Genomic DNA, 17669 nt, shown 5'->3' with positions numbered 1-17669 from the left:
GGAGATAATTATGCTTCCGATCAGAAAAATAAATACAAATCTAAATCCTCAGGTGTAGCCGCTACAGGGGCTTAAACAATTTTGAAAGTATTAGACAATATCTAAACTGTATAATATAGTTTAGCTAAACTTAGCTATGGAAATAAAAGTCATGCAAGCAAATATGCACGAGGCAAAAAGTAAACTTTCTCAATTGGTGGAATCGGCACTAAATGGTGAAGAAGTTATCATTGCAAAATCAGGAAAACCTGCTGTTAGGTTGGTTCCCTGCAAACCGTCAAAAAAGAGAGTGTTTGGGCAATTTAAAGGGAAAATAAACTTAGCTGATAATTTTGATGCTAAAGAAGTTTCCGATGATATAGCAAAAGAGTTCGGTTTATAATGAAAAGAGTTCTCCTCGATACTCATGCACTTCTATGGTGGTTAAACGGCAACCAGCAATTGGGCAAGAACTCAATTGAAACTATTTCTAATCAAGATAATGACATTTTTGTTAGTGCTGCCTCTATATGGGAAATCGCGATCAAAAAGAAAAAAGGGCTGCTAGAAGCTCCTGATGATTTCGATTCAATTATTACAGAGGAAGGGTTTAAACACTTACCTATTAGTTCATATCATGCCGAACAAGCTGGAGAGCTTGAATTGCATCATAAAGACCCATTTGACAGAATGTTAGTTGCACAAGCGCAGGCTGAAGGGCTTATATTGATGACAAACGACAATGAAATCCCAAAGTATAGTGTTAAAGTAATTAATGCCAACGACTGAGAATGTAAAAATGATTTCATAGGCAGTTTGGGACGTATCTGTATGTAATGGCATTGTCCCTTAAGCTAAAAGCCTGATATTGCTAGCCTAGAGCGATAAACAAGCTATTAGTCCATATGAATGGACGTATCTATGATCCAACGTTGAGTCAAGCTAAACCTTTTATTTGATCGCTAAATTACAAAGTTATTACTCTATAATCCCTCACGCACCATGTTATTCAGCCCCTATATTGAAAAATGCGCAATTCATTTGGAACATCTTCTATCATGGGTAACACTATCCATTCACAACTATTTATTTTAAAAGTATGAATGAACTCACTTTTGGTGAAACAAGCTTGCACATGTCTATTTTGGATATTAGTGTATTCTGAAAAAGTCCAGGTTTCCTCTCCTTTTCGAAATAATAATAAGGTAAAATCACCATAACCAATTCCTAAATGCTCTTTACTATTTAGCGATAAAGATATGTCATATTCACTGATAACGTCTTGGTCAATCATGATTTGTTGTGACGTAGTGTTAATAACTTTCCATTCTTGAGAATATTCGTCAGTTTCAATAAGAGGGTTACTACTAATTTTCAACCCAGCAAATCGAACTAATGAGCCTGACTCGGGATTTCTTTCTTGAAACAATACCCATTCGTCCATACCTACCGTAATAGTGTTTGAGTCGTTTTTTGCGCAATTAGTTATAAATAATAAAATCGAGCATGATACTAAGATTTTTATTAATCGCTTAAAGGTGGTGTTTGCAAAATTCATAAATATGTTCCCGATTTCAATTTAGTTACTATTTAGTATTCAAACAAATCTTCGCAAGCTTGCTCCATACATAAAGAAATCGCCTTATTTCGAGAAAAAGTTCGCGTCCCTCGTATATTCAGTTTTGTTTCCTCATTACGTCTAGTGGAATGCAAGATACCAACTACTTTATGTCGTTTGAATATATTATTTGGATCGCGTTCCATTAATACGTCTACATCATAATATTTAAAAACAGGGATCGCGTGTATTATTTTATCTGTATATACAATTTCTGGCAGTGGTAAACCTGGCTTTCCATCATACAGATCAATCTTTTTTACTCTAAGAGCTGATATTGACGACATTGCAAGGGCTGTAATTTGGTCCATATCGGAATTTTTATATAGTCCAGCACCACGTATTACTGCGCGTGTAGACAACGATACGCAAGCACTGCTTACTCAAGCCGCTGCAATTTCAGGTATGTCGAGTATCAATTCGTTTGTGCTTAGTGCAGCGTTAGAAAAAGCTAAGCGCCTTATTGAGCAAGAGCAGCGTATTGAACTTACCGCTCGAGATACAAAGAAGTTAATAACGGAACTAGATAAGCCCGCAAGTGCTAATAAGCGTCTAGCGCAAGCGTTTAAGAAACATAATGATTGAATATGCACACGATATTATTAGATAAGCGTGTTCATAACAGAAAAATTTCGATTGTGGTGAAAAGGCTCTTAACAACTATATTAAATCAATAGCGAGCCAACAAGGTGCGAAAGATAGTTCTAGAACTTATGTGCTTATTGATACCAACAAGATAAATAAGGGATCCACAATCATAGGGTTTTATACGTTAACAATGTCAACGTTAACTCTGTATGGATTACCTCCGAAACTGCAAAAAAACATCAATCAGCGCAAACTGCAGGCTTAGTAGCTCGTATGGCTGTAGATATTAAATACCAAGGCAAAGGATTGGGTGAGTGGCTCCTTGTAGATGCACTTAAAAGATTATTAAGTGCTAGTAATAAAGTTGGATTTCCGTTGGTTATCGTCGATGCAAAGCGCAGCGCATTGGCGTTTTACGAAAAATATGGATTTTCTGCATTTTTAGACCAAGACAATAAATTATTTATGACGGTAGCAGACATTCGTCTCAGCTCAGATAAATAATACTGACCAATACTTATAAAGCCATATATATTTCGCGTGGGAATAATTCCAAAAAATAAAGGATTGTTGGATTGTAGTTGTGTCATTGTAAAACTAACTACTTGTCCATATGGTGCGGTATTACTAATCTGTAGAAGTATTTAACAAAACTAGCACATATCAATAGTCGGATACACGCCCCGACTTTGGAGTCGGTTTATAAAATTCCCTTTAACGCTTGCTTAAGACAAAATTAAATTTTATATTTCGAGTAATAATCAAGCTTATTTATCAACCTACTTCCCAATAAATAAAGGTATATTATGCAAGTGCTAGCTATTGCCCGGTTTACTGACGAAGCAAAACCAAATGAGTATGAAAAGTATCTCTCACTAAACCACTCATCCATAGTGAAGTTGCACAACAAAGGCATTATAAGAGCATTCTGGTCTAGAGGAGATCAACCTGGCACTGTACTTATGTTAGAAGTAGCTTCGGTAAAAGTGGCATATGCGGCCCTTGAAGCACTCCCGTTGGTTGAAAAAAATATTCTTCAATTCAAAGCTTTTCCATTAGAACCTTACCAAGTTAGCGATTTATTGCCAGAAAATGACAATATATTGTTAGTTTATGTAAGTGCTGCAACAGATGAGATGACTGACACTTCACTTGATGAAATTCTTACAATATCTAGACGAAATAATCAAAAGCTCGGCGTATCAGGCATGCTTCTTTATGTTGGGGGTTCATTTATGCAGATTCTTGAAGGGCCATTGAATAAAGTAAATGTTCTGTATAAGAAAATATCAAAAGATACTCGCCATACTAAGGTCGCTAAAGTATTGGCCGTTCGTTCACCTAATAAAATATTTGAAGACTGGACAATGGGAAAACTTGATGCTGAACCTGAGGAAATCCAAAAAATTGATGGAATGAATGATTTTTTTCAGAATGATAAATGCTTGGAAAATATTTCTGAAGAACAGGTGAAGAAAATCTTAGATGCTTTTAAAGATGGAAAGTGGCGTCAGAAATTGAGTTGATGAATTAACATTACATACTAGCCCTTCTCTCAGCTATTCCAAAAAACTTGCTCGTTTATACAAACAAAGGCTGACGCCTTCATGTTAGCTTACTCGCCCTAGCGTAAACGGACTAGCGTAAATGCAATATACATTGATACAACTTGATACAGATAGACAATACTCGTTACTACTCGCCTATTCGAATACCTATATGCTTTAGGCATGATTAATAACTTGAGTACAACGATGAAAAAAATAACCCTTCTACCATTAATAACCGCCACTATTTTTGCATGCTTTAATAGCACGTATGCGCATGCTGAAAATGATCGAGAAAACAATCAGTCACATGGCTTTGATTCATTTTTTGCAGTAAGTGCAATTGCGGGCGTTTCAGAGACTAATTTAATAGGTGACAGTTTTGAAAGGATAGATGATACCGATATTTTTTTAGAATTTGATATTGAACTGCAAGCTCGCTGGAACGGCTTTTTTGTCGAAAGCCCGGGTCGTAGTCAAGAAAATATTAATGGTTTGTTTTCTGGTGTAGCCGTTGGATACAATTTTTATAATACTGAACATTGGGCACTCGATTTATACGTAGTTGAAGCATTTCAGGGCGGCGAATATTTTTTTAACTCAAACACCGATAGTTTAATAATTGAAAAAGACAGCAACTCTCGCGTCGGCGCAAGAGCCACCGGCTACTTTTCAGACTACTTAATACAATTTATTGCCAGTCCAATTAGCTTACAAGATGAAATAAAAGGCTTTAGTGCCTCAGCCTCGTTGCGCAGAACATGGCAAATTAAAAACTGGAATGTCTATGCGACTGTAGGTGCTTTTTATCAAAGTGACGAAATTGCAGACTACTACTATGGGATCTCAGAAAGCGAATCGGCTCAAATAAAACAATTGTTTAATGACAATAATGCACCCTACGACCCATATACCGCAGATGGCGGTGTGCTGATAGTTGGAGAAGTTGGATTTGAATATCCCGTATCTGAAAACATTGTGTTTGGAGGATTCTTCTCTGGCGTTCAACGTCCCAGTGGAATCAGCGATAGCCCTTTGTCTGCAGAAGGCTCTTCGATTTTAACCGCTGGTTTGTCGTTGACTTACGTATTTTAGGGGGCAATGATGACAAACATTCGCCTAAATAAAATAAATCATAATTATCTAATAAAATATACCTTAGCGGCTTTTCTTTCAATGTTTAGCTTTGTTGCTAGCGCAGATGAAAGCAAACAAAAACAAAGCGTTTTAACAATTCAGCCACAAAAATGTGTAGCTATGCGCGAAGGTCAAACTTGCTATGTTGACCTTGAGATAAAATGGGCAATGGAGACAACTGGCAATTATTGTTTGTACGCTTCAACTAAAAATGAACCTTTACGTTGTTGGTACGATGCTCAAAATGGCAGGTTTACCACCGAGTTTTCAAGCAATGAAAACACGCTTTTTTACCTCAAAAATGAGCAAGATGAATTAGCACAAGTTGAATTAAAAATGGCTTGGGTATATAAACGCAAGCGATCTTCAGTTTCATGGCGAGTGTTTTAGATAATGATTGAAACCAATGATATGAAAATCTTATTAGTAGAAGACGACGACGAACTAGCCCTTTGGACAAATGAATATTTGAGCACCAAGGGTTTTGTTGTTGAAGTAACAAGTTCCGGTATTGACGCTATAGCTAGAATAGCTAATTCACCACCGGACCTTATTCTACTCGACGGCATGTTGCCCGACATTGATGGTTTAGACGTATGTCGACAAATACGACCACTTTATAATGGTCCAATTATCATGCTTACCGCGCGCGATGAAGAGATTGATGAGGTTTTAGGTTTAGAAGTAGGGGCTGACGATTACGTTACAAAACCCGTTAGAGCAAGAGCACTACTTGCGAGAATTCGAGGACAAATAAGAAGAAGCCAAACAATATCCAGCTCGCCACAAACACAAAACAAGCATACAAAAAAAATAGTATTAAATTCATTGGTCATCGATAAACAAAATATGACCGTAGTGTTGCGTGGTGAAGCAATTTTGCTTTCTACCGCAGAGTTTGAAGTCCTATGCTTTTTAGCCGAACGTGCTGGTGAACTTGTGCTTCGGAAAGACATGATCAGTCACTTGCGAGGCTTTGACTACGATGGCTTTGATCGCTCGATTGATTTAAGAGTGTCTAGGATTAGGAAGAAACTTGGCGACGATCCCAACGAACCGTTTTTAATCAAAACAGTGTGGGGAAAAGGCTATTTATTTACTAAGGATGGATGGTAAGTGCGCTATCTGAGCCTATCTTTAGTTGTGGTGGTGCTTGTCGCCACTATTGGTCTTGGCTGGGTGTTTGATTTTGTTTATCAGCAATATAGTGACCCAAAACAAAGCCCATCTGAAGATAAAATAGAATATGCCGAGATACTCACAAAAAAAATGGCGGTTGCTTTATCTAGCAGCAACAATGCAAATGCATTTATAACAGCTTGGCAAGCAAATGATGGTTACTCACTGCAAATAGATAGTATAAACTCGCTTGCACTTCCAGCACCTTTACTCTCTGATCTACGATTAGGAAAATCCCTCAATATCGAGTCAGATTCAGACCTAAATATACACTACGCTATTCCAAACTCTAGCGATGTGCTTATTCTGCAAATTCCTTACACAATCGAGGACAATAAAAAATTTATCAATCGCTATTGGGTCACATCACTTTTTTATTTACTTCTCATCGTACTATTTTTGCTATGGGCAAAGCCCTTGATTTCGCGTCTGATAAATTTGCGTGAAACTGCCAAAGCTTTTGGGAAAGGCGAATTATCGCAACGCATTACAGTCGGCAAAGTGTCATATATAAGCGATTTAGAATCTGAGTTTAACCATATGGCTCAGCGTATTGAAGATTTAGTATCAGATGTAAAGTTATTAAGTACCGCTGTATCTCATGATCTCCGTACTCCGTTGGCTCGCATCCGTATGGGGCTAGATACTCTAAGCGAAGAAGAAGAACCAGCACAACGAAGGGTATATGAAAAACGTATCAATGCTCATATTGATGATATGGTCGAACTAGTAGAAACCCTTTTAGCCTATGCAAGACTAGATCAATCCATGTTAGCGATAGAAAAAACGTCTATCGATTTGTTCGCGCTTACCGAAAAAATTATCAAAAATAAACAAAAAGAAAGACCTGCTGAACACGATAAGTCAATTTTGTTAGAAGCCGATGCATCACTTGCCCATTGTTTTGCTGTTGGCGACAACACATATTTAAAAATGCTAGTTAACAACTTGCTACTAAACGCCATACAACATAGTAAAACAACAGTATTAGTCAAAATATGTTGTAGGCCTAACAGTTTAGTATTAGTTGTAGAAGATGACGGTGATGGCATACCCGAAGATATTAAAGTAGATTTGTTTAAACCATTTGTTCGAAGCAAAGCTAACAAAAATAAAGGGCATGGCGTGGGTTTAGCAATATGCAAACGTATCGTTCAATGGCATCAAGGCAGTATCACAGTAGAAAAAAGCGAGCAGTTGAAAGGTGCTAAATTTATTGTGAACTTGCCGTCAGTAGAGAATTAATTAGGAATATTTTTATGCAACGACGCAAGTTTCTAAAGGTGTTAGGTAGCTCGGCAGTCATTGCATCACCGTTAATGTTAGGGTGTACTAGCTCGGGCGGACTTGTCGACCCAGCTAAGCCGTGGACCGATGCGGGTCAGGGTAATTCACCCATTATACAGGCCCTATCTTGGGCCTTACTTGCACCGAATCCTCACAATCGCCAGCCATGGCAAGTCGCTTTGCATGGGGAACGGTCAGCTACCTTGTATGCAGACCCTAATAGAAAACTTCCAATTACAGACCCTTTTGAAAGGCAGATAACAATCGGCCTTGGCGCATTTGTAGAATTGTTACGCTTGGCAGCTGCAAACCACAAAGAATTATTGTCTATCGAGTGGTTTCCCGACGGAACTAGCACGTCGGGACTTAACAATCGTCCTGTTGCACATCTATCTCTAAAACCAAACTCAACTTCACCTAATGCGCTGTTTACAGCGGTTTCAAAGCGCCGAACTACTCGCGGTAAATACAATTCGACACCCGTTGAACAATCACTTATCAACGACCTGGTAAATTCCATAGGGCATTGTAAAGGCTTACGCTGGGGCACAACAACAACGTCCAATCGTGTTTTGGAGTTAAACAGCCTTGCAAAGCGTGCTTATGAGCGCGAAATAGATACCGATGCAGCTTACCTCGAAAGTGCTAAACTGATGCGTATTGGCAAACAAGAAGTAGCTGCTAATCCGGATGGAATATCACTTACGGGAGTCTTTTTTGACTGGCTCAATTTATTTGGACTGATTTCACATAAGGATTTACGTGACCTCAAAGGTCGTAGTCGGCAAACCGCAAGGAAAACAGCGCAAGAACTGACGACCGCCAGAGCTCATATTTGGCTATTAACCACTGGTAATAGTCGTTTAGACCAAGTAACAGCAGGCGCACATTACCTAAGGCTGAACCTAGTAGCAAGCCAAATGGGCTTAGCGATACAACCTCTTAGCCAGGCTTTACAGGAATATCCTGAAATGACCCAAGAATATGCTGAAGCACGCAAACTCCTTGGAGCTGAAAATGATGAAAAAGTGCAGATGTGGGCTCGTTTAGGTTATTCTGACATAACCCCGCCCTCACCGCGCTGGGCCTTATCAACGAGAATAATATAGCAATAAACATTTTATAGATACATACAGATACAAAGTCTATACACCTGCATACAGCACCCATTAACAACAAACATTAAACTGCTTCTAAATAGTTTATATAGGAAGCAACACAATGATAAAACATCTCTTTTTAGGCGCAATTGTCGTTTTAAGTCTCAGCGCATGCGGGGGTTCATCAAACAAAAACACAACTATCAACGTGCCTGATTCTGCTTTTATAGCAGTCGGTGAAGCAGCAAAAGAAGAAATGGCCGCCAACGAGTCGGCTGCAGTATCGATTGCTATTTATCACAATGGTAATATTGTTTATGCAAACGCGTTTGGCAATACTAAATTAAATGGTGGCGTACCAGTTACCAAAGATACTCTTTTTCAATTAGGTTCAACTACAAAAATGTTGACTAGTTTAGCGACCTTGCAGTTAGTAGACGAAGGAGTAATCACTTTAGACGATACGCTTACTATTGCACTGCCCGATTTACAATACCCGGTTGAACAAGCCAACGAGTGGCAAGGTATTAGTGTGCACCATTTAATGACGCATCAAGGCGGTTTATCAGATGACTATAAAGAAATGGCTGATGATGCGCCACTTTCTGACATGTTAGCGCAATATGCTAATGCGAACCCCTTAATGGTTGAACCGGGCCGTTTTCATAACTATACAAATCCCCACTATACTTATCTTGGTGTTATTTTGGAGTATTACCGACAACAAGACTATAGAGATATTATGGCGCAGTCGGTGTTTACGCCTTTGGGGATGGAAAGAACAAGTATGCATACTAATGTGGTTCTAGATGATGGTGATTATGCCTTAGGGGTTTATCAAGATGAAAATGGAAACGCCACTGCTTACACTGATTTATTTGAGGTAGAAAACCTTCCCATAATGACCCCTGCTGGCCTTTACACTTGGTCTACACCCACTGAAATTCTTAAAATGGCTGAGTTTTTATTAAATGGAGACTCTGATGTTCTATCCAATAATTTACGTGAAGACATACTTAAGTCACAAGTATCTGTAGAGTTTGCTGGATTACCTGAGCAGTATGGATATGGTATTTATATTGATGAGGGTTTCATCTACGAAGATAAGTGGTATCCAATAAAACTCTGGCAACATGGTGGCGATACACTTGGCTATACGTCTAAATTCTGGATACTCCCTGAACAAAATATTGCAATTTCGATTTTAAGCAGTGGGCGCTTAGATGATTACACTAATACTTTTGTTGAAGCATTAAAAAGTCTGACGACTTTGCCTACGCCAACAGATATACCTTATGGAGACATCGATGTTAATTCTTTTAACAAACACGTAGGCACATATGATACTGGTAATTACACGCTAGAAATTACAAATAACGACGGCCAACTAGAATTGAATATCCCAGAACTGAATAGTCAAAACATAGAATATGAGAGGTCCTTACAACCCATTGGTAAAGACACCTTTATTGCAGTCGTGGGCCCAGAAGTATTTCAGCTTACCTTTTTCCCAGAGGTAGAAGGTGGCGAATCAGTTTATATTCGAGACCGTTCATTTGTTGGAGTGCGAATTGGAAGATAGCTTAGTCGGCATAACGAGCCCGCTTCAAACTATATAACTTTGCTTTATATCGTTGCTGATGTTCTGGTATATATGCTAAAGCAAATGCTTGCTCTAAATACTTTTTAGCTGCCCCCATTTTTAATTGTTGAGCATATAATTTTGCTAATTGAAAATGGGGTTCATGTAAATAAGGTGCTAGGGTTAGACTCTTTTTAAACTGTGATTCTGCTAGTTTAAGTTTGCCTTGTTTGGCGTTATCTATACCTCTATGTAACCATGTGTAAGGATTATCATTGGTGATGTGAATTACTAGCTCTGCAATGCCATCTGCCCGCCGATGCTCGCCGCGGGTTCTCAACAAACTAGCAAAGTTATCGATAGCAGTAAAAGTATATAGTTGATTTTTCAACATGAAATCATAAATGGCATACGCGCGTTCATGGTAGCCTCTACGATTATACAAAACGGCTAAAAAGTTGAGCGTTTCAGGATACAGGGGATCCAGATTGTAAGCTTTTTTAGTGTAAGTAAACGCCAAATCGATATTACCGGCTAGCAAGGCATCTGCGGTTAGATTATGCCAATACATAATGCTGAGCTCTTTCTCACTAACTTCGCTTGACGTAACTGCCGAACTTGTTCTGAAATAATCGATAGTGACTTTGCCAAGTGCATAGAAAAAACCTGGTTCCACCTTTTTCTTGTCATAAATAGTAAAATTAACGTGAGATGAAAGTACTTGAATATCACCCAATTCTTCATAAATTGGCGCGACGTGAACGAGGTTAAATTTATAGTCTAGGTCGGTCAATTTTGTAAACGCCGTCGACAATATCGCCAATGACAAACAATTTCCGCTTTGGCTATCAAGGGCCTGGCGCGCATTAAAGGTTTCCCCTCGATAATCAAACTTATTTAGATATTTTTCTAAGTATTTTTTAATACGCCTGTGAGGCCTTTCGGTACTATGAATCGGATGGTTAAAATAGTCTAAAAAATGAGCCTGATGCTCAGCAGATAGCGCGAATATATTTTCGCTAGGGATGTCTTTTAACGTAAATCCATCGTCAATGATTAAGGGGGGTGTGAGTATTTGGTCAGGTATTTCTTGTATCGTCTGTGTGTCAGTCCGCAAGGTATGATAACGATTGCTCGATGTGCAAGCACCCAGTATTAGAACACTAATTAATAAAAAAGCTCTCATAACAAAGACCCCCTTTACACTACCTTACTAATTTATTTCGTTTTGGTAAAGATTTCGATATCGCTTGGTCAACTTACGCGTTCTTATTTGATCAACTAATAAACTCCAAATAGGTGATGCAGAAGGTTTGACTTTTTTACCTGCCCCCAAACGTCTAAGTTGTCGTTTAACAAGTGCCATATTGGCCAAGCCGCTTAGCGTTTTATCTTTCCACGCAACTGCGGGAATTTCACCCACCTTTTCTGGCTCTGATACCCATTGATGAACAAGATCAGGTGTATAAGCTAAAGCTGATGCCATACCCGCTAAAGCGATGTCTTTTGCAATCACACTTTCTGCGACAGACAAACGCTTAATCCCACCAGTTGTCATAATAGGTGTGCTTGATTGACTTGCAATCACTTCTGCGAATTCTAAAAAGTATGCTTCACGCGCTAAGGTTCGTTGATCTGCAGTTTTACCTTGCATGGCTGGCGCCTCATAACTACCACCAGAAAGCTCAATCATATCAAGTTGATAATTGGCTAGCATGTCAATAACTTTAGAGGCATCATCGATATCAAAGCCGCCACGCTGAAAATCTGCAGAATTTAGCTTAATCGCAAGCGCAAATGTATCACTGCATTTGGCTTGCACCGCTTCAATTACTTTGCATAATAAGCGCGCCCTATTTTCAATGCTACCGCCCCACTCGTCATTGCGTTTGTTAGTTAACGGTGATAAAAATTGTGCTAATAAATACCCATGGGCAGCGTGAATTTCAACGCCATCAAACCCGGCACTTTCGGCTAGTTTTGCTGTTGTTGCAAAGCGTTCGATGACATCCAAAATTTCACTTTCGCTCATGGCGCTTGGCTGCCCAAAAAGCGTTGAATGTTTACCCAAATTAAGCGCCACATTAGAAGCTGAAAGTACTTTTCCACCCATGCGTTTATAAACCTGTCTGCCCGGATGATTAATTTGCATCCATACTTTACAGCCATCTTGCTTAGCAATATTTGCCCAATGCTCGAAGGGCTTTATATCGCTGTCTTTTTCTAAAACAACACCTCCTGGCCCAGTCATAGCGAGGTGGTCAATCATCACATTACCAGTGATAATAAGCCCTACACCGCCTTTTGCCCAAGCGTCGTATAAATTAAATAAGGCGGGCCCTGGATGCTGCTTTTCATTTGCTAGGTTTTCTTCCATTGCGGCTTTCACCATTCTATTTTTAAGCACTTGACCACATGGTAGCGTGTATGGTCGAAAAACTGTCGACGTCATGTTGTTGCCTTATTTGGATATTGTTCAATTAACCATCGCCAATCGCTTTTTACTTGCTCAGCATAAGCAATGGCAATATCAGTCAATTCTTGCTTGCAAAGTTCAAGCGCTTTATGCATTTTTTCCTCGAAAAGTGTCTGAATTAAATCATTACGACTATGTGCTTTGGCTAACTCTTGCGCGCAAGCCCGAGCATAATTTTCAAAACCATTTTTCTCTGCATTTTTGGCACCAAAGCCAATATGCTCTGGGTCAATACCCACTTTTGCATGATGCCTGGACCGAATCAACCAATGTGCGTCCTCAAATTCAACCTCGTCTAAATAGCGGTCTTGGCAGCGCTGCATAATACGCTGACACTTAAAAGTTAAATGAGCGGGGTTCAAGGTGTTTTTAGCATGCAAATTACTAAAATAATATAGGGGAGCTGCCGTTCTTTGTTGCTTCACTTCTACAATATGACAGTGTGCAATGCTGGCTTCATGCTTTGGGCCTATTAATAAATAAAGTCTTGGCATATTGACTGAACCTGTACCTGATTCAACACGATATACAATATCTAAAATATCATGGTAAAAATAAGGTGAAAGATGCCCTTTGATTGCCTCAAGGCTATTGCCAAGTGGCGTAAATTTTGATTTGGATGTCATAAACTTAAGCGCAACCTTATTGACATCGACCGCCTTCGACAAAGCACTTTTGATTAAAAACTCTTCACCGCCAATTGCGCGTGATTTGGCTTTTTCAAAACGTTTTGATAGACACGACGGGCTGGCAAAATCCTCAAAGGCCTTATCAATAAAAGGTGGACTACCCTTTTTATCGTCCATACATTGAACAAGGCTTTGTTGGTAACTTAAGATAAATTGTTTACACGCTTGGGTTGCATGATCAGGCGTAATTTGCAATTTGTCCACATAGGGATTGATACCCTCTAATATGGGATTTTTTTTACCCGCATACAAGCCTTTTTTAAGGCCATCACAATAGTCCACAGTCAGAAAGAGGCTTACTAAAAATCTTAATATGTCCCAACTAGCGTGGCCAATACAAGCATCATCAAAATCATTTAAGCTAAACACCACCTCATCACCATGCGAGCTTTCTTCGGTAAAAAAACCAAAATTTGATACGTGGCAATCGCCCATTATAGTGGTAAAAGGCACATCATGAAGGGCTGCAGGTAAGGCTAAGTTAGCCGCAGCAATATCAGCATAAAAAATTTGTGCACTGCCTCTTAAAAAAACAAAGGGACTGTTGCACATTTTTCTATGTTTATTTAATTTTCCACCGGGGTAATCACCATCGACTAGAAAAAATTGTTGGTTGAGAAAATCCGCTCTCGATGTCATATCTAGCTTCTATTTAAAGTAACGTAAAGTTTTTACTTGCCCATATCTTACCATTAATTAGCACTTCAAGTTTATGTTCGCCAGGGTAATATTTCCGCGTAGTTATAGCCTTAAAACTATGATTTTTTTCAAATGCTAGTGTTTGTTGAGCCTCTATTGTAGCTGTTTTCCACTTAAAAACTTTCGCGCTCAGTGTGCCATTTGCTTTTTGATGATGGACGATATAATCAATCAATAAGGCTTGCTGTGCGGTAGCTTTTGACCCTGAATTTATAAGAAGCCTGAAGTTCAAAATATTTTCTGTTTCACTTGCCAATTTAACTGTATTTGAATTTAGCGACAATTCGCAAGTCTGCAATTGAGCGGGCGGGTACCCAAAAAGAGCCAACACCTTTGGATGCCCATTTTTTAATAGCGTCCGACAAGCATGTTTCACCATTCTGTGTCTGTTTTTATGATCTAATTTAGCGTCGTTTTTACTAATCTCAGTTAACCATTGTTCTGCTATTTCTGCAACATAGTCAGGATGATCCTTTGCAATATCATTAAGACTATTGGCCACTGAACGACGTACATATTCAGACTCATCGTATTTTAATATTTCGAGTAAATCTATTACCGGCTTTGGGTCTTTTGCAAACGCCTTAAGTCTTATCCCCCACGGTAAATAAGGACGTGTTCCTTCTGACACCAAACGCCGAACGTGCAAGTCAGTATCTAGTGCCCACTCTCTAAAAATACGCAAACAATTCTCTGGGTATGCGTCTAAAAATGGGCGCACAGCAAACTCCGCAGTAAAGCGTTTTGTGCAGGCTTTCAAAAGATTCATCGCCAGCGACATATGCTCTGCTTCATTTTCCATCCCTTTTTGAGCGATATAATCACACACAGGATGCAAGACCCAACCCGCCAGTCCCGTTGGTTGGAAATCATGAAATATTGTATCGTCTTGGCTAGGATTGGCCAATGACATCTGTATTATCGACGCCGAAATAACAAAGTCAGTAGGCAGATAAGCATGTAACGCTTCACAGATTTGCACTGAACGCGCTTTTAACTCTAGGTCTTCTAAATCATGACTTGCTTGCTTAACAAAGCCTTCACTATTAAAAGTGTCTTTGTCAGTTAGCGATTGTTTTTGACAGCTATCATGCAAACAAGAAGCAAGTTTTTTAATTAAGGCGAGATTGAATTTGTGTTTAAACAGCTCGGCCATGAGCAAGCTCCTTGATTGTATTTAAAGCGCCTTTTTTGTGGGCACTAACACATTTGCAAATATAAGACCCGCCACCAACGACATAAAAATGACAAAGGTTTCTTGTCCTATATGCTCAGCTTGCACAAAGTCTTGCCCAGATACAAATGAATTTAAGCCGATATACGTTTTAGAACCGGGCACCAAAACAATTAACCCTTGCATCAAAACAATGGTAGCGGGTGCGTTAGTAAAACGAGTGAATAAATTAGCGAATATACCAACTGCAAAGGCGCCTACAAATGTGCCTAAACCAAACTCTAGATATTTTGACGCCCAATAAGTCGAAAAGTAACTCAAAAAGCCACACATAATGCCCCATGGAGCATGTTTGAGTTTTATATTAAATATAGGAACTAAAGCAGCGCACAATAATAATACTGCCACAAATAAACTCCATTCAGGCATTTTAATTATCGGGTTATGTTCAACTTCACTGAAAAGAAAAAAGCCCAAACTGATACCAAGAAATGCCCCAAAATATAACTTGAATAATTGCATGATCGCGTCCATGACTCTCGCTGTGCCACTTACCACATGGCGCGCAGACAACTCAGCCAAGCCAATCGCCAAGGCCAAGCCTGGGATAAACACAATGATGGAAGACAACACCACTAAACGGATATTAATACCTGGTTCTAAATAATGCGCTATTGCGCAGGCCATTAGCCCCGCAACAATCGCCACTGCTGGCTCTAGCATCAGCAATACGCGCTTTGAATGCTTAGACCAAAACACAAACAAATACATCACAAAACCAATTGCCATAGTAGCAATAGCGTCTAGTAAAGAGGCGCCCATTAGAACGGCAAATGCTCCTGTCGCTACTCCATAGGAGATGGTCATAATAGCTGGGTGTAAAAATTTGGCTTTTTGTTCAATTTCGGTCAACCTTTCGTCGGCTTCAATTAAATTCATATCACCTGCAATAAGCGAACTTACCAACTCGTCCGTCCGTGCAAGTGAGCCTAAATCTAAATCGCCAGGCTCAACTCTTGCCGCATGGTTGTATTCTTCCTCATGCATATCGGTCCATATAACAAAGGTAAGCGATGTCGGCGTAGAAATAAAACTAGCATGCACCCTTAAATACGCTGCAACCTCCGCTAAATGCGCTTCTAAACGAAACGCAGGGGTGCCATATTTGTGCAACATCTTGCCTAATTTAACTATAAAACGCCTTGTGCGCCTAAATTCAGAAGCTTCCAATTATTTACCTTAACAAACTGACAACACTAATTTTCCGGCACTATACCACGTTACCAAGAAATCACGAGCCTTTGCCGCAAATGGCTTTATTTACAGAGCCAGGTGAAAAATAAAAAATAAATTTGACCCGTTTTAGTCAATTTATACGCCATTAAATATAGCGGCCTAGTTAACGTAAATAATTGGGTTTTAATAAGGTCGCTCGTTTAATAATTAGTATAAAGGGATAACAAAATTTAAGCGTTCTTTGAGTATGCCACGATTTTAATTCAGTACCAAAACAAGATGAAATTATTGTAATGTTTAGATAAACAAATTGCTTTTCAGGTCGATAAAGTCAGTTATATCGGTGCAATGAGTGCATCAATGTACTTCATATTAGTAAAAGGTCATTAATGTTCGCATATGTCGCACGTCAGGCAATTTATAACAAGGCTAAACAAGTATTTGGCTACGAGCTACTCTTTCGTGATGGTATCAAAAACTGTTTCCCCGATGTTGACCCTGACGAAGCAACCAGTAGTATGCTGGCAGGCAGTCATCTATCTGTGGGCGTAGAGACAATTACTCACAACAAAGTAGCTTTTATTAACTTCCATACCGACACTATTATAAATCGTTTTCCGTCAACCTTAGACCCACTAAACGTAGTTATCGAAATAATTGAAACGGTAGAGGTAACACCAGAACTTATTGAAGCTTGCAAACAAATTAAGAAGCAAGGTTATAGAATTGCTTTAGACGATTACGATTTTTCCCCTAATTGGGAAAGATTAATGCAATACGTAGACTATATAAAATTTGAAGTCCAAATGATCGATCTACAAAATGCAAAGCAACAAGCTATTTTAAAAAAATTCAAAGAAAGAGGTATTACCTTGGTTGTTGAAAGGGTTGAAACTCACGAAGAATTTGAACTTTTTAATGCCGCTGGGTTTGACTTTTTTCAAGGCTATTTTTTATCTAAACCCGAAATGGTTAAACATAAAAATATTGATGTGTCGATGACCTCAATTATAGAGTTATTGAGTATAAGTGCTTCGGCTGATTTTGATGCTCGTAAAGTCGTAGATATTTTTGAAAAAGATGTTGGACTCACTTTTAAATTGATGCGTTTTATTAATAATCCTACCGTCAACAAGAAAAATAATATCGAATCTGTTACCCATGCGATCAATTTTTTGGGCCAAAACGAAATGAAGAAATTTATTGCATTGTTAGCGTTAGCTAATTTAAAAGGCAATAAGCCAGAAGACTTACTGGTTTCTAGTTTGACCCGCGCTCGGTTTTGCAGACAGTTATCTGCCAAAATCGGTGTGGCTGAGGACCCCCCAAATGGCTTTATGTTAGGTTTGTTTTCGCGCATAGACGCTTTGCTAGACAC

18 protein-coding genes and 1 pseudogene are annotated in these 17669 nt (G+C 39.1%); 12 read left to right on the top strand and 7 right to left on the bottom strand.

Features of this window, described 5'->3' with window-relative positions; translation table 11 throughout:
* Positions 1–151: 151 nt before the first annotated feature.
* Entirely contained in the window at positions 152–382 is a 231-nt protein-coding gene (locus tag RM552_RS14450) for a type II toxin-antitoxin system Phd/YefM family antitoxin (protein WP_311369578.1), read from the top strand.
* Positions 382–768: a type II toxin-antitoxin system VapC family toxin gene (locus RM552_RS14445; RefSeq protein ID WP_311369577.1), complete on the top strand. Its 387-nt coding sequence runs from the start codon at positions 382–384 to the stop codon at positions 766–768. The genes RM552_RS14450 and RM552_RS14445 overlap by 1 nt, the downstream gene beginning before the upstream one ends.
* Before the next feature lie 220 nt (positions 769–988).
* Here RM552_RS14445 and RM552_RS14440 read toward each other — a convergent pair whose 3' ends face one another.
* Together RM552_RS14440 and RM552_RS14435 are read right to left on the bottom strand one after the other, a co-directional pair.
* Complete coding sequence (locus tag RM552_RS14440) at positions 989–1423, bottom strand: hypothetical protein (protein ID WP_311369576.1); 435 nt, start codon at positions 1421–1423, stop codon at positions 989–991.
* A gap of 146 nt (positions 1424–1569) precedes the next feature.
* Positions 1570–1959 (bottom strand): hypothetical protein, encoded by a 390-nt coding sequence (locus RM552_RS14435; protein ID WP_311369575.1) that lies wholly within the window; start codon positions 1957–1959, stop codon positions 1570–1572.
* Here RM552_RS14435 and RM552_RS14430 point away from each other — a divergent pair.
* The 9 genes and pseudogenes from RM552_RS14430 to RM552_RS14390 all read left to right on the top strand — a co-directional run bounded on the left by RM552_RS14430 (position 1907) and on the right by RM552_RS14390 (position 10017).
* Positions 1907–2182 (top strand): type II toxin-antitoxin system TacA family antitoxin, encoded by a 276-nt coding sequence (locus RM552_RS14430; RefSeq protein WP_311369773.1) that lies wholly within the window; start codon positions 1907–1909, stop codon positions 2180–2182. The genes RM552_RS14435 and RM552_RS14430 overlap by 53 nt on opposite strands.
* Positions 2183–2184: 2 nt before the next feature.
* Positions 2185–2689 (top strand): annotated as a pseudogene (locus RM552_RS14425) (GNAT family N-acetyltransferase).
* A gap of 302 nt (positions 2690–2991) precedes the next feature.
* A complete protein-coding gene (locus RM552_RS14420; RefSeq protein ID WP_311369574.1) occupies positions 2992–3711 on the top strand; it encodes a BLUF domain-containing protein in 720 nt (239 codons plus the stop codon).
* A 228-nt stretch (positions 3712–3939) separates the two neighbouring features.
* Positions 3940–4827: a MipA/OmpV family protein gene (locus tag RM552_RS14415; RefSeq protein ID WP_311369573.1), complete on the top strand. Its 888-nt coding sequence runs from the start codon at positions 3940–3942 to the stop codon at positions 4825–4827.
* Positions 4828–4833: 6 nt separating this feature from the next.
* Positions 4834–5259: a DUF3019 domain-containing protein gene (locus RM552_RS14410; RefSeq protein ID WP_311369572.1), complete on the top strand. Its 426-nt coding sequence runs from the start codon at positions 4834–4836 to the stop codon at positions 5257–5259.
* A gap of 3 nt (positions 5260–5262) precedes the next feature.
* Positions 5263–5985 (top strand): response regulator, encoded by a 723-nt coding sequence (locus RM552_RS14405; RefSeq protein ID WP_311369571.1) that lies wholly within the window; start codon positions 5263–5265, stop codon positions 5983–5985.
* Positions 5986–7293, top strand: coding sequence for a sensor histidine kinase (locus tag RM552_RS14400; RefSeq protein ID WP_311369570.1), 1308 nt, complete (start codon positions 5986–5988; stop codon positions 7291–7293).
* A gap of 14 nt (positions 7294–7307) precedes the next feature.
* The gene (locus RM552_RS14395) at positions 7308–8444 is read left to right on the top strand and encodes an Acg family FMN-binding oxidoreductase (RefSeq protein ID WP_311369569.1); all 1137 of its coding nucleotides are present in this window, start codon (positions 7308–7310) and stop codon (positions 8442–8444) included.
* Between the two features lie 112 nt (positions 8445–8556).
* The gene (locus tag RM552_RS14390; RefSeq protein WP_311369568.1) at positions 8557–10017 is read left to right on the top strand and encodes a serine hydrolase domain-containing protein; all 1461 of its coding nucleotides are present in this window, start codon (positions 8557–8559) and stop codon (positions 10015–10017) included.
* Position 10018: 1 nt separating this feature from the next.
* Here RM552_RS14390 and RM552_RS14385 read toward each other — a convergent pair whose 3' ends face one another.
* The 5 genes from RM552_RS14385 to RM552_RS14365 are packed head-to-tail and all read right to left on the bottom strand — an operon-like array spanning position 10019 to position 16285.
* On the bottom strand, positions 10019–11203 hold the full coding sequence (locus RM552_RS14385) for a tetratricopeptide repeat protein (protein ID WP_311369567.1): 1185 nt from the start codon (positions 11201–11203) through the stop codon (positions 10019–10021).
* Positions 11204–11230: 27 nt separating this feature from the next.
* Complete coding sequence (locus RM552_RS14380; protein WP_311369566.1) at positions 11231–12469, bottom strand: NADH:flavin oxidoreductase/NADH oxidase family protein; 1239 nt, start codon at positions 12467–12469, stop codon at positions 11231–11233.
* A complete protein-coding gene (locus RM552_RS14375; RefSeq protein ID WP_311369565.1) occupies positions 12466–13821 on the bottom strand; it encodes a DUF2252 family protein in 1356 nt (451 codons plus the stop codon). Before RM552_RS14375 ends, RM552_RS14380 begins: the two co-directional genes overlap by 4 nt.
* A gap of 13 nt (positions 13822–13834) precedes the next feature.
* Positions 13835–15037: a DNA alkylation repair protein gene (locus RM552_RS14370; RefSeq protein ID WP_311369564.1), complete on the bottom strand. Its 1203-nt coding sequence runs from the start codon at positions 15035–15037 to the stop codon at positions 13835–13837.
* A gap of 21 nt (positions 15038–15058) precedes the next feature.
* Positions 15059–16285: a threonine/serine exporter family protein gene (locus RM552_RS14365; protein ID WP_311369563.1), complete on the bottom strand. Its 1227-nt coding sequence runs from the start codon at positions 16283–16285 to the stop codon at positions 15059–15061.
* 395 nt (positions 16286–16680) lie between these two features.
* On the opposite strand from RM552_RS14365, the gene RM552_RS14360 reads away from it, so the two are divergent.
* Positions 16681–17669 (top strand): EAL and HDOD domain-containing protein (locus tag RM552_RS14360; protein ID WP_311369562.1); only part of this gene is annotated, 989 nt, incomplete at its 3' end.

This window comes from Glaciecola petra, assembly GCF_031846345.1.
GTDB classification, from domain to species: domain Bacteria; phylum Pseudomonadota; class Gammaproteobacteria; order Enterobacterales; family Alteromonadaceae; genus Glaciecola; species Glaciecola petra.
Note: the sequence above shows the minus strand (reverse complement) of the source record. Positions and strands in the feature narration are given on the sequence as shown.